Origin of the sequence: Hyphomicrobium sp., from assembly GCF_020852195.1 — a bacterium.
Taxonomy (GTDB): Bacteria; Pseudomonadota; Alphaproteobacteria; order Rhizobiales; family Hyphomicrobiaceae; genus Hyphomicrobium_C.
Map to the genome: position 1 here is coordinate 21,958 of NZ_JADZBI010000056.1, position 12,142 is coordinate 34,099.

The 12,142-nt window shown below is 67.7% G+C and carries 13 protein-coding genes; 2 read left to right on the forward strand and 11 right to left on the reverse strand.

Going from position 1 to position 12,142, the window contains the following annotated elements; translation table 11 throughout:
* The first annotated feature begins 108 nt into the window (after positions 1-108).
* Both IT540_RS04370 and IT540_RS04375 read left to right on the forward strand, forming a co-directional pair.
* On the forward strand, positions 109-1,035 hold the full coding sequence (locus IT540_RS04370; protein ID WP_291173817.1) for an ABC transporter ATP-binding protein: 927 nt from the start codon (positions 109-111) through the stop codon (positions 1,033-1,035).
* The gene (locus tag IT540_RS04375; protein ID WP_291173820.1) at positions 1,032-1,793 is read left to right on the forward strand and encodes an ABC transporter permease; all 762 of its coding nucleotides are present in this window, start codon (positions 1,032-1,034) and stop codon (positions 1,791-1,793) included. The genes IT540_RS04370 and IT540_RS04375 overlap by 4 nt, the downstream gene beginning before the upstream one ends.
* Positions 1,794-1,941: 148 nt before the next feature.
* On the opposite strand, the gene IT540_RS04380 is transcribed toward IT540_RS04375, so the two are convergent.
* The 11 genes from IT540_RS04380 to IT540_RS04430 form a co-directional block, all read right to left on the reverse strand.
* Entirely contained in the window at positions 1,942-2,640 is a 699-nt protein-coding gene (locus tag IT540_RS04380; RefSeq protein ID WP_291173822.1) for a hypothetical protein, read from the reverse strand.
* 48 nt (positions 2,641-2,688) lie between these two features.
* The gene (locus IT540_RS04385) at positions 2,689-4,014 is read right to left on the reverse strand and encodes a L,D-transpeptidase family protein (protein WP_291173825.1); all 1,326 of its coding nucleotides are present in this window, start codon (positions 4,012-4,014) and stop codon (positions 2,689-2,691) included.
* Positions 4,015-4,174: 160 nt separating this feature from the next.
* Complete coding sequence (gene thiL, locus IT540_RS04390; protein WP_291173828.1) at positions 4,175-5,182, reverse strand: thiamine-phosphate kinase; 1,008 nt, start codon at positions 5,180-5,182, stop codon at positions 4,175-4,177.
* Between the two features lie 3 nt (positions 5,183-5,185).
* Entirely contained in the window at positions 5,186-5,713 is a 528-nt protein-coding gene (gene nusB / locus IT540_RS04395) for a transcription antitermination factor NusB (RefSeq protein WP_291173831.1), read from the reverse strand.
* Positions 5,710-6,222, reverse strand: coding sequence for a 6,7-dimethyl-8-ribityllumazine synthase (ribH, locus tag IT540_RS04400; RefSeq protein ID WP_291173834.1), 513 nt, complete (start codon positions 6,220-6,222; stop codon positions 5,710-5,712). The genes nusB and ribH overlap by 4 nt, the downstream gene beginning before the upstream one ends.
* A gap of 6 nt (positions 6,223-6,228) precedes the next feature.
* A complete protein-coding gene (gene ribB, locus IT540_RS04405) occupies positions 6,229-7,374 on the reverse strand; it encodes a 3,4-dihydroxy-2-butanone-4-phosphate synthase (protein WP_291173837.1) in 1,146 nt (381 codons plus the stop codon).
* Positions 7,371-7,964 carry a riboflavin synthase gene (locus IT540_RS04410; RefSeq protein ID WP_291173840.1) on the reverse strand — a complete coding sequence of 198 codons (594 nt, stop codon included), beginning with the start codon at positions 7,962-7,964 and terminating at the stop codon, positions 7,371-7,373. The genes ribB and IT540_RS04410 overlap by 4 nt, the downstream gene beginning before the upstream one ends.
* Positions 7,965-7,976: 12 nt before the next feature.
* Positions 7,977-9,215, reverse strand: coding sequence for a bifunctional diaminohydroxyphosphoribosylaminopyrimidine deaminase/5-amino-6-(5-phosphoribosylamino)uracil reductase RibD (ribD, locus tag IT540_RS04415; protein ID WP_291173841.1), 1,239 nt, complete (start codon positions 9,213-9,215; stop codon positions 7,977-7,979).
* Between the two features lie 166 nt (positions 9,216-9,381).
* Positions 9,382-9,873, reverse strand: coding sequence for a transcriptional regulator NrdR (nrdR, locus tag IT540_RS04420; RefSeq protein ID WP_291173844.1), 492 nt, complete (start codon positions 9,871-9,873; stop codon positions 9,382-9,384).
* Positions 9,874-9,991: 118 nt separating this feature from the next.
* The gene (gene glyA, locus IT540_RS04425) at positions 9,992-11,287 is read right to left on the reverse strand and encodes a serine hydroxymethyltransferase (protein ID WP_291173847.1); all 1,296 of its coding nucleotides are present in this window, start codon (positions 11,285-11,287) and stop codon (positions 9,992-9,994) included.
* Positions 11,288-11,608: 321 nt separating this feature from the next.
* The coding region (locus tag IT540_RS04430; RefSeq protein WP_291173850.1) for an aminotransferase class I/II-fold pyridoxal phosphate-dependent enzyme at positions 11,609-12,142 on the reverse strand (534 nt) is incomplete at its 5' end.

A 12,142-nucleotide genomic window follows, 5' to 3' on the forward strand; every position in this document is an offset into this window, starting at 1 on the left:
CACCCGTCTCCTGCCTTGCGGCCCCTCGCCGTTACGCCTATGTGGAGGCTCGGCACGCGTGCGAAGCACGTGTGAAAGCACGAGATCCACGCCCGCCCGGACCTCCGTATGAATCCCATTATCTCGGTCAAGGACGTGCACAAGACCTATGCTTCGGGTCATGTCGCGCTGAAGACCGTCAACCTTGACATCCGGCAAAGCGAGATCTTCGCCCTGCTGGGACCCAACGGCGCCGGCAAGACGACGCTGATCAGCATCATCTGCGGCATCGTCAATCCGAGCGGTGGCACCGTGACCGTCAACGGCCACGACATCGCCCGCGACTACCGCGCCGCGCGCAGCATGATCGGCCTCGTGCCGCAGGAGCTGTCGACCGAGATGTTCGAGAGCGTGTGGGCAACGGTCTCCTTCAGCCGCGGCCTGTTCGGCAAGAAGGCCGACCCCGCCTACATCGAGAAGGTGCTGCGCGATCTCTCGCTCTGGGACAAGAAGGACGCCCGTATCATGACGCTCTCGGGCGGCATGAAGCGGCGCGTCCTGATCGCCAAGGCGCTGGCCCACGAGCCGCGCATCCTGTTCCTCGACGAGCCGACGGCCGGCGTCGACGTCGAGCTGAGGAAGGACATGTGGGAGATCGTGCGCACCCTGCGCGAGGGTGGCGTCACCGTCATCCTGACCACGCACTACATCGAGGAGGCCGAGGAGATGGCCGACCGCGTCGGCGTCATCGCCAAGGGGGAGTTGATCCTCGTGCAGGAGAAGACAGAGCTGATGCTGAAGCTCGGCAAGAAGCAGCTCACGATCGAGTTGCAGAAGCCGCTCGCCGAGATTCCCCCGTCACTCGCCGCCCACGCCCTCGAGCTAGCCCCCGGAGGCCACACGCTGGTCTTCACTTACGACACACAGGCCGACCGCACCGGCATCACCGCGCTCCTGAACGACATGCGCGAGGCGGGCATCGGCTTCAAGGATCTGGCGACGAGCCAAAGCTCGCTCGAGGACATCTTCGTCGATCTCGTGAGGCAATCCAGATGAACTTCGAAGCAGTCCGCGCGATCTACGGCTTCGAGATGGCCCGCTGGGGGCGCACCCTCATGCAGAGCATCCTTTCGCCCGTGCTCTCGACGTCGCTCTATTTCATCGTCTTCGGCGCCGCCATCGGCTCGCGCATCACGCAGATCGACGGCGTGCCCTACGGCGCCTTCATCGTGCCGGGACTGGTCATGCTGATGCTGCTCACCGAGAGCACCTCCAACGCCTCGTTCGGCATTTACTTTCCCCGCTTCGCAGGCACCATCTACGAGCTGCTGTCGGCCCCGATCTCCCCGTTCGAGATCGTGCTCGGCTACGTCGGCGCGGCGGCGACGAAATCCGTCATCCTGGGCCTCATCATCCTCGCCACCGCGAGTCTCTTCGTGCCGCTGCGCATTGCCCATCCCTTCTGGATGGTGAGCTTCCTGGTGCTGACCGCGGTCACCTTCTCGCTTTTCGGCTTCATCATCGGCATCTGGGCCGACGGCTTCGAGAAGCTGCAGATCATCCCCATGCTGGTGCTGATGCCGCTCACCTTTCTCGGCGGCACCTTCTACTCGATCAACATGCTGCCGCCGTTCTGGCAGACGGTGACGCTCTTCAACCCCATCGTCTACCTGATCAGCGGCTTCCGCTGGAGCTTCTACGAGGTCTCCGACGTGCACGTTGGTGTGAGCCTCGCCATGACCCTGGCCTTCCTCAGCGTGTGCCTCGTCATCGTCTGGTGGATCTTCAAGACCGGCTACCGCATCAAGGCGTAGTTGTCCTGCACACCGGCAGCCCGAGCCGCCTCCCTGTCATCCCGGCCGAAGCGACGACGCGACAACGACGCAGCGCAGAGCCGGGATCCAGGAGCCCCAAGCGCAAACATCTCCACATGCGTGAGCACCAACGGCGACGCCGTCACCATCACCGCCGCTCGGAAACCCCGGTCGCGAAATCGCTTTTCTTGGCGGTTCCCATCAGGATGGCCGCGTACTGCCGCGCGCCGTCGACCATCGCGCCTGGATGCACGAGATTGGCGAGCGCCCCCGCGATCAGCGCGTCGACCCCGAGGCCAGCGCGCCCGATGACGAGGAGAGCACGGTCGCGCACATCGATGGCATCCTTGACGGCCTCCGCGTGGGCCCGCGTCCTCACCCCCTCGAACTCCGGCAGCACGGACGCCAGACCATACCGCTGGCCGGCAAGCGTCGCGCGGACGTCGAACGCGGGATCGGCCTGCGCGTCCGCGAACCGCGCCGCACTCGCCTCGCGCGGCCCAGGCGCGTGGTGCACGGTCACGAACGCGTTGTAGAGATCGAGGAACCCCGGGCGCCCGGTCTTGGCGATGTCGACCTCGATGCGCTCGCAGCCGCCATGCCACAGCGCCGCCTCCGGATCGTCCTCGCACGTCATGCGGATGGAATAGGCCCACGGCAGGTCCATGCGTCCCTGCACGTCGGAAAGCGAGACGGCAAACCAGATCCAGCCGCCGGCCAGCAGAAGCGCGAGCACGAGCGGCCAGCGCCGGATCAGCGCGTGCACGGTTTCCGTTGCGGACTGAGCGAGTTGCGAGAGCGAGACCATGACGCGGCGGAGAATTCCACCGGCCGCCGGCCAACACAAGTGCTCCCGCGCGTCGAGGGAAACGGCCGTCGCCGACCAGTGGAGGGGCTAAGGCGCAAGCCCAGCCGACGGCGGCGGCGGGGCGTCCGGGTCGAACACGTCCGCCATCGCCACCGCGCCGTCGCGGCGGTAGATGTCCGGACGGAACGAGATGCGCCCGTCCGGCTCGGCCCACGCCGTGATGTAGGCGAAATAGACCGGCACCGGCCGCGTGAGCTGCAGATCGAGCGCCTGGCCCATATCGAGCACCGCCTGCACCTGACCAGGGTTTTCCCAGCCGGGCTCGTACTTCGCCAGCCACTCGACGAGCTGGAACACGTCCTGCACGCGCACGCAGCCAGCGCTGAACGCGCGCGCGCGCTGCTGGAACAGCGGCTTCATCGGTGTGTCGTGCATATAGACGCCATGCTCGTTCTGCATGTCGATGCGCACGAGCCCGAGCGCGTTCTGCGGCCCAGGATCCTGCTTGAGCTTGATCACCCTGGCATCAGCCTGCGACCAGTCGATGGAGCTCGGATCGATCTCAGGACCGTTGAAATCGCCTCGGACCACACGGATGTGCTCTTTCTGGAGGTAGTCGGGCTCGTTGACCAGCCGCGGGAAGACATCGAGCTTGGCCACGCTGTCGGGCACGCGCCAGAAGGGGAAGAAGTTCAGGTTCCGGATCGTAGCCTTGAGCGACGGCGTATCGCGTCCCTGCCGCCCCACGATCACGCGATGGCGCAGCACCGTCTGATAGCGCTCCACGGCCTCGAGCTGAAACGCCGGGACGTTGACCAGCACGTAGCGCTCTTCCGGCGGCAGCTGCACGAGCTCGAGGATGCGCGCATGATTGAGCTTGAGCTGTGCCAGCCGCTCCTCTGCCGTGATGTTGAGGGCAGCGAGCGTCGGCTGATCGACGCGGCCGTTGGTCCGGAGGCCGTTGTTCTCCTGGAAGCGGATGACCGCCTGCTCGAGCCCCGAATCGAAGCCGTAGTCGTTATAGCTCGACGAGCGCGGCAGCTCGCCGGTCGCCATCAGCCGGCGGCGCAGATACGAGACCCGCTCGTCGTCGTCGCCGGGGCGCAGCATGCGGTTGCCCGGAATGGCCGGCCAACCGCCCTTGTTGACGATGCCCTCGTAGCGGGCGATGGCCTGCTCCATGGCGGCCAGCATCTCGTCGCTGCGCCAAGGGATGTCATTCGGACGGAGATCGTTGAGGGTGTCCTGGCGCGGCGGCGTGCGCTCGAGCGAGGCGCGCTTGCCGGAATAGTCCGGCGGGCCGAAGCCGGTGATGCCGTCCCACCAGTTGCCGTCCTGTGCGGCGGCCGAGGTCCCGGACCAGACGGCCAGGGCCGCGAAAAGGGCGAGGCCGAGGCCGCGGGAAAACGTCATGAACGAGGTCACCGGGGGTCCTATTCCTATGCGCTGAGTCGAGGTCTCTTAGAGGGGAACGATATGGCCAAACAAAGACCCGGCCACAATGCGACTTATGCAAACCCCTGGAATGACAGCCACTATGGCGGAAACCCCGTGATCTCCAGCCTTGACGGCCTCATGGCGGAAAATGGTCCCATCCGGTGGCTCCAAGCGCAAGCGGGCGGCCGTCGAGGCCGGTGATCGTCACGCCGGCCCCGTCCGCGAGCCGGCCGATCTCGGTGACGTGGACACCGCTCTCCGCGGCGGCCCTGCGGAACGCTTCTGCACGGTCCGGCGCCACGGCCGCCAGCACCTGGTAGTCGTCGCCACCCGTCGCCACCACCGCGAGCAGCCGCGGCTCCCGGTCCAGCACCTCACGCGCGGGCCGCGACAAGGGAAGCCGCCCCCCGTCAATCGCTGCAGCGAGCCCGGAGGCGCGTGCAAGCCGCCCACAGTCCTTGACCAGCCCGTCCGAGATGTCCATCGCCGCCGTGGCGAACGAGATCAGGTGCGAGGCCAGCGCCAGCGGCGGGTCCGGGCGGAGATAGCGCCCCAGCAGCGCATTCGCGCCAGCCGTATCGAGCCCCAGCTCCGCGGCGCGGCCGGGATCCGTCCGCAGCATGAGCCCGAGCGCGCTGTCGCCCAGCGTCCCCGAGACAAAGAGCAGGTCTCCGGCGCGCGCGGTCGCGCGGCGCACCATGCGTCCCTGCGGCACGCTGCCGATGGCGGTCACCGTGACGGAGAGCGGCCCCGGCCGCCGGTCCGTATCGCCGCCCGCGAGACGTATCCCGAAAGCCGCCTGCGCTTCCGCGAGGCCGGCGGAGAAGCCATCGAGCCACGCCTGTTCCGGCCGCTCCGGAAAGGCGAGCGACAGCAGGTATGCGATCGGCCGCGCGCCCTTCGCGGTGAGATCGGAGACGTTGACCGCGAGCCCCTTCCACGCAATGTCGGCAGGCAGGTCATCGGAAAAAAAATGCACGCCCTCGGCCACGGCGTCTGTCGTCAGCACGAGATCCTCGCCAGCAGGCGGCGTGAGAAACGCGCAATCGTCCTCGAGGCCGAGCGCACCGGCGAAACCCGCAGCCAGCGGCGCGAAGGTGCTCTGACTAAGCTTGTCCTCGCCCCCGCCCGCCGTCTCCGCCACGTCTTAGCCTCCCTCGTCCGGCGTCTCGAACTCCTTGGCCCGCACCTTGTGCGCGATGCGGTCGAGCACGCCGTTGACCACCTTGGGCTCGTCCGCCTCGAAGAACGCCTTGGCGATGTTGATGTACTCGTTGATGGTGACGCGCGCCGGCACGTCGCTGCGCTCGAGCAGCTCGAACACGCCGCCGCGCAGGATCGCGCGCAGAATGGAATCGACGCGCACCAGCCGCCAGCCGGTGCGCAACTGCTGATCCACCATAGGATCGATCTCGCGCTGGCGGCGCACGACGCCCTTCACAACATCGGCGAAGAACATCGCGTCGCCGCCCTCGAGGCTGATCGGCTCCTCGGTCTCGCCGTCCTCCCCGGTCGCAGGCTCCGCCGGCTTGGCGGCCATGAACTGCTCGATCACCTCGCCTGCGTCCGTGCCCGCGAGATCCATCTGGTAGAGCGCCTGCACGGCGGCCATGCGCGACACCGTGCGCGGCTTCGGCGTGTCGTTGGCGCCCTTCTTTTTTCGCGGCAGGCTCATGACGCGCGCTGCCCGAATTCGTGTGCGAGCCGGATCAGCCTGAGACACGCGCGTGCCGCGTCACCGCCCTTGCCGTCCGCGCCGCCTTGAGCGCGCGCCAGCGCCTGCGCGTGCGTGTCCACGGTGAGAACGCCGTTTCCGACCGGGATGTTGTTGAGGATCGCCGTTTCCATGAGCCAGTGATTGGTGTTGTTGCATACGATGTCGTAGTGCGACGTCTCCCCACGGATGACGCAGCCGAGCGCAATGACGCCGGCATAAACCCCCTTGCTGCCGTCCGTAAAGAGCCCCGCCGCGACCGCCTGCGCGAGCGCTTGTGGAATCTCGAGCGCACCCGGCACCGGCACGCGATCATAGCCCACGCCGGCCGCATCGAGGACGGCTTGCGCGCCGGCCACCAGCGCTTCCGTGATGTCCTGATAGTAGGGCGCCTCGATGACGAGTACGCGGCCGGACCCGCCGGAATGAAGCTCCATCTCGGACTGCGGTCGATGTTCGTTTCTGACCATGCTGGACTACTCGATGGCCCGCGTTCCGACGATGCGCAGCCCGTAGGCCTCGAGGCCGACATAGATGTCGTCCGGCGCGTTGGTGAGCAGCACCATGTCGCTGACGCTGAGCGCCCTCAGGATCTGCGAGCCGACCCCGATCTCAACCAGCCGCCGGCCCGGCGCGGCCTTTTCCCCCTGCGCAGCCTTGGTGCGCCGCGCGATCCAGTCGGAAACGCTCTTCGGCCCGATGTCGCGGATCAGCACAATGACGCCGCGCCCCTCGCGCTCGATCGCGCGCATGGAGCACGGAACCGCCCCTTGCGTGCCGCTGATGCCGAGCAGGTCGCCCGGCACGTTGACCGCATGCACGCGCACGAGAACAGGCCCCGACGCGGAAATGTCGCCCTTGACCAGCGCCAGGTGCTCGACCGGCTCCACCGTCGTCGAGAAGACATGGAGGTCGAAGGCGCCGCCGAACGCGCTCTCGACTTTCGTGTGCGCCACCTGCTTGACCAGCCGGTCATGCTTGAGGCGGTAGGCAATCAGATCCTCGATGGTGCCGATCTTGAGGCCGTGCCGCTGCGCGAACGGAATGAGGTCGGGCAACCGCGACATGGTGCCGTCCTCGTTCATGATCTCGCAGATCACCGCCGCCGGGTAGAGCCCGGCCAGCCGCGCGAGATCGACGGAGGCCTCCGTATGTCCTGCGCGGATCAGCACGCCGCCCTCACGTGCGACCAGCGGGAACACATGCCCGGGCGAGACGATGTCGGCCGCGCCCTTGGTGGGGTCGATGGCGGTGGCGATGGTGCGGGCGCGGTCGTGAGCCGAGATGCCCGTGGACACGCCCTCGCGCGCCTCGATCGACTGCGTGAAGGCCGTGCGCTCGCGCGCCGCCGTCGTGCGCACCATGAACTCGAGCCCGAGCGCCTCGGCGCGACCCTGCATCAGCGCCAGGCAGATGAGCCCGCGCCCATGCTTGGCCATGAAGTTGATCGCATCCGGCGTCGCCATCTGCGCGGGGATCACGAGGTCGCCCTCGTTCTCGCGGCTCTCGGCGTCGACCAGGATGACCATGCGCCCGTTGCGCATGTCGTCCACGATCTCGTCCGTCGACGAGAGAAACCCGCCGCCCTCCGAAGCTGCGATTTTTCCGAGCCCGATGCTCACACCCGAAACTCCATGATGCGCGCCACATAGCGCGCGAAGAGGTCGATCTCGACGTTGACCGCGTCGCCGGGCTTTTTGCGCCCCCAGGTCGTCTGGGTCAAGGTCACGGGGATGAGGTTGATGCCGAAGCGGGCACCCGCCACCTCGTTAACGGTGAGCGAGGTGCCGTCGAGCACGATCGAGCCCTTGGGTGCGGCATAAGGCGCGAGGAGCTGGGGCAGTTCGAGCAGCACGCGAAGGCTCTCGCCGTCGGGCCGCATGTCGACGATGGTGGCCACGCCGTCCACATGGCCGGACACGATATGCCCGCCGAGTTCGTCGCCGGCCCTGAGCGCACGCTCGAGGTTGACCGGCCGCCCGTCCTGCCAGCTTCCGAGCGTCGTCTTGGAGAGCGTCTCGTTCGAGACGTCGACGGTGAAGGCCGAGCCGGCTCCGTCGGCGCGCACGGTGACGACGGTGAGGCAGCAGCCGTCGCAGGCGATGGAGGCACCGAGCGCGATGCTGTCGGCATCGTAGCGCGAGCGGATGGCGAACCGTCCGCCCTCGCGGCCGATCACCTCGCCGACGTCGGTGATGATGCCTGTGAACACCTTCGCGCTTCCTCAGCTTGCTTCTGCACCCCGCACGCGGAGGAACGCGACCGCATCCTCCCCGACGCGCCGGTGCGCCGCGAGCGCGAGATCTAGCCCCGGAGCGTAGCGGACGGCAAGCGCTGCGGGCGCGAGCGGCCCTCCTCCGTTGCCGCCGGCCTGGAACAGCACCACCTCGTCGACGAGCCGTTCCGCGGCGAAAGCGCGCCACACGGTCTCGCCGCCCTCGACCAGCAGCCGCGTAATCCCTTCGTCGGCAAGCCGCGCAAGCACATCCCCGAGGGAAAGCCCTCCAGCCTCCACTTCTCCTCCCCCCTTGTGGGGGAGACCGGGAGAAGGAGATTCCAGAACGTCTGATGTCGCGGCTGCCTCCGCCCCTGACCCCTCTCCACAAGGGGAAGGGGAATCCGCGCCAGGCACACGGAAGACACGCACGCCGCCAGCCTCCAGGACGCGCACCTTTTCCGCGTCGGCACCATCTTCCGTGAAGACCCACGTGGGGACATCGCGCGCCGTGCGCACGAGCTTGAGGCCGGGATCGAGACCGAGCGTGCGCGAGAGCACGATCCGCACCGGCGAGCGATCGGCGAGCCCCGGCAACCGGCACGTCAGTACGGGATCGTCGTCGCGCGCCGTGCCGCTGCCGACGAGAATGGCATCGCTCTCGGCCCTGAGGCGGTGCGCCGCCGCCCGCGCGGCCTCCCCCGTGACGAGCAGTGGCCGCCCGTGCGCTCCACGCGGCACCGTGCCGTCAGACGCCAGCGCCATCTTGAGCTGCACGAACGGCCGGCGCGCGGTGACGCGGAGGATATGCCCCAGCGTCACCCGGCGCGCCTCGTCTGCGAGCAGCCCCGTCTGAACCACGATCCCCGCCGCCATGAGGCGCGCAACCCCGTCGCTATGCGTGCGCGGATCCGGATCCTCGACCCCGATCACCACGCGGCGGACCCCCGCCGCGATCACCGCATCCGCGCACGGCGGCGTCTTGCCGTGATGGGCGCAAGGCTCGAGCGTGACGTAGAGCGTGGCGCCCTTCGCCCGCGTGCCCGCGCGCTTGAGCGCCTCCGTCTCGGCGTGCGGCCTCCCGCCCGGCTGCGTCCACCCGCGCGCGATGACCTCGCCCGTCGCCTCGTCGGCGATGACGGCACCGACGGCCGGATTGGGCGCGGTCGCACCCAGCCCCCGCCGCGCCATGGCCAGCGCAATCCGCATCATGTGCGCGTCGAAAGCTGAGAAGTCTGCGGCACTCATCGAAGACCGCCCAGGGTTATGCGAATGTGTCTGGACCTCGGCCTCCGCCGGGGTAACGTCGAGTTTTTGCATGCCGGCTGCCACCGATTTCCGTCATGCCGACGCTGGCCGGCATCCAGACACATCAGACCTTGGGCACTGCGTCCCCTCCTCGCGCCCGCGGACATCAATGCTTCTTGGCCAGCCGCAGCGGAGCGCCCGGCGCGTCGTCGCGCGCGATCTCGCCCAGCACCTCCTGGAAGTCGGCCGCCTCGCGGAAGTCGCGATAGACCGACGCGAACCGCACGTACGCCACCGGATCGAGCGCCCTCAGCCCCTCCATCACATAGGCGCCGATGGTGGAGGACGGAACCTCGGTCTCGCCCGCGCTCTCGAGCTGGCGCACGATGCCCGACACCATACGGTCCACGCGCTCGCTCTCGATCGGGCGCTTCCTGAGCGCCACCTCCACCGACTTCGAGAGCTTGTCGCGGTCGAACGGCACCTTGCGCCCCGAGCGCTTGACGACGATCAGCTCACGCAGTTGCACGCGCTCGAAGGTCGTGAAGCGCCCACCGCAGTCGGGGCACACGCGGCGCCGGCGGATGGCCGCGTTCTCCTCGGTCGGCCGGCTGTCCTTGACCTGCGTCTCCTCGCAAGAGCAGTAGGGGCAGCGCATCGGGTGGTCTCCAAACTGAAAGACGCCGGAGCTGTCCGCCCCGGCGCCTTCTTCTAGTGCAGTTTCAGGCCCGGCGAAACGCCCGACCCATGGCCTTCCCCAGCGGGGAGGCGCGCGATCAGTAGATCGGGAAGCGCTTGCAGAGCTCCGTGGCCTCGGCCTTGACCTTCTCCTCGACGGCGCCGTTGCCCGCGTCGCCGTTCTTGGCCAGGCCGGCCAGCACCTCGGCGATCATGCGGCCGATGTCGCGGAACTCGGCTTCGCCGAAGCCGCGTGTGGTGCCGGCCGGCGCGCCCAGGCGGATGCCCGAGGTCACCATCGGCTTCTCGGGATCGAACGGCACGCCGTTCTTGTTGCAGGTGATGTGCGCACGGCCCAGCGACTTCTCGGAGATGTTGCCGGTGAGCTTCTTGGGGCGCAGGTCGACGAGGATGAGGTGCGTGTCCGTGCCGCCCGAGACCAGCGCGAAGCCGGCGTTGACCAGCACCTCGCCCATGGCCTTGGCGTTGACGATCACCTGCTTGGCGTAGTCCTTGAACTCCGGCGTCAGGATCTCGCCGAACGCCACCGCCTTGCCGGCGATGACGTGCATAAGCGGGCCGCCCTGAATGCCGGGGAAGATGGCCGAATTGATCTTTTTGGCGATGTCCTCGTCGTTGGTCAGGATCATGCCACCGCGCGGACCACGCAGCGTCTTGTGCGTCGTCGTGGTGACGACGTGCGCGTGCGGGAACGGCGAAGGATGCTCGCCGGCCGCAACCAGGCCCGCGAAGTGCGCCATGTCGACCATCAGGTGTGCGCCGACCTCATCCGCGATCGAGCGGAAGGCCGCGAAGTCGAACTGGCGCGGATAGGCCGAGCCGCCGGCGATGATGATACGCGGGTTCTCCGCCTTGGCGATCTCGCGCACCTTGTTCATGTCCACGCGATGCGTGTCGGGCTCGACCTGATAGTGCACGGCACGGAACCACTTGCCGGACTGGTTCACCGTCGCGCCATGGGTCAGGTGGCCACCGTGCGCGAGGTTGAGGCCGAGGATCGTGTCGCCGGGCTTGGCCAGCGCGTTGAACACGCCCTGGTTGGCCTGCGAGCCCGAGTTCGGCTGCACGTTGGCGAAGCCGCAGCCGAAGATCGTCTTGGCGCGGTCGATGGCGAGGTTCTCGACGATGTCCACGTACTGGCAACCGCCGTAGTAGCGCTTGCCGGGATAGCCCTCGGCATACTTGTTGGTGAGCACGCTGCCGGCCGCCTCAAGCACGGCCTTGGACACGATGGTCTCCGAGGCGATGAGCTCGATCTCGTACTGCTGGCGCCCAAGCTCCTTGTCGATCGCCGACGCGACCTCGGGATCGGTCTCGGCGAGCGGCGTTTTGAAGAAGCGGGTGGTCGGGCTCTTGGCCTTCAGTTTGAACATGGACGTTTCCTCGTTGGTCCGGCTTTGAAATGAACGCGAAGGGACGGCGCTGAAAAAGCTCACGCGGCGATAGAAGGCTGGTGCGTCGCTCGCGACCCCGTACACGGGGCTTATCGGACGACAGGCCCTACTTTCGTATGCCCCTTACCATGCGCCATCAGGGAGCAACAGGGAAGCCGCGTCGCACCCCAAACTTGCTGTGCGGCGCAGCATGCGGCCCGCCTGGCGCGACGGTCGTTCAGCGAAACCAATCGATCACTCCGAGTCGACTGCACCGACCGGAATGACCATCGCGGATGTCGAGGTAGCGATGGCGCCTGCCTATTCGGCGGCGAGCTTGCCCGTGCGGCCGACGGCGGCCGGGCAGGCCGCCCACAGCTCGCCGAGCGCAGCCGTCAGCTCATCCATCTGCGCGTCCGTGTGATGCGGACCGGGCGTCAGCCGGATGCGCTCTGTGCCCCGCGGCACGGTGGGATAGTTGATCGGCTGCACGTAGATGCCATAGGCGTCGAGCAGGCGATCGGTCACCTCTTTGCAATGCACCGGATCGCCGATCAGCACCGGCACGATATGGCTCTGGTTCTGGAACACCGGCAGCCCCGCCGCCATGAGGCGCGTCTTGAGCGCGCGGGCACGCTCCTGATGGCGGGCACGCTCGAGCGAGCTCATCTTGAGATGGCGGATGCTGGCAAGCGCGCCAGCCGCTATCGCCGGCGCCAGCGAGGTCGTGAAGATGAATCCCGGCGCGAACGAGCGGATGGCATCGCAGAGATCGCGCGTACCGGCGATATAGCCGCCCATCACGCCGAAGCCCTTGGCCAGCGTGCCGTTGATGATGTCGACGCGATCCATCAC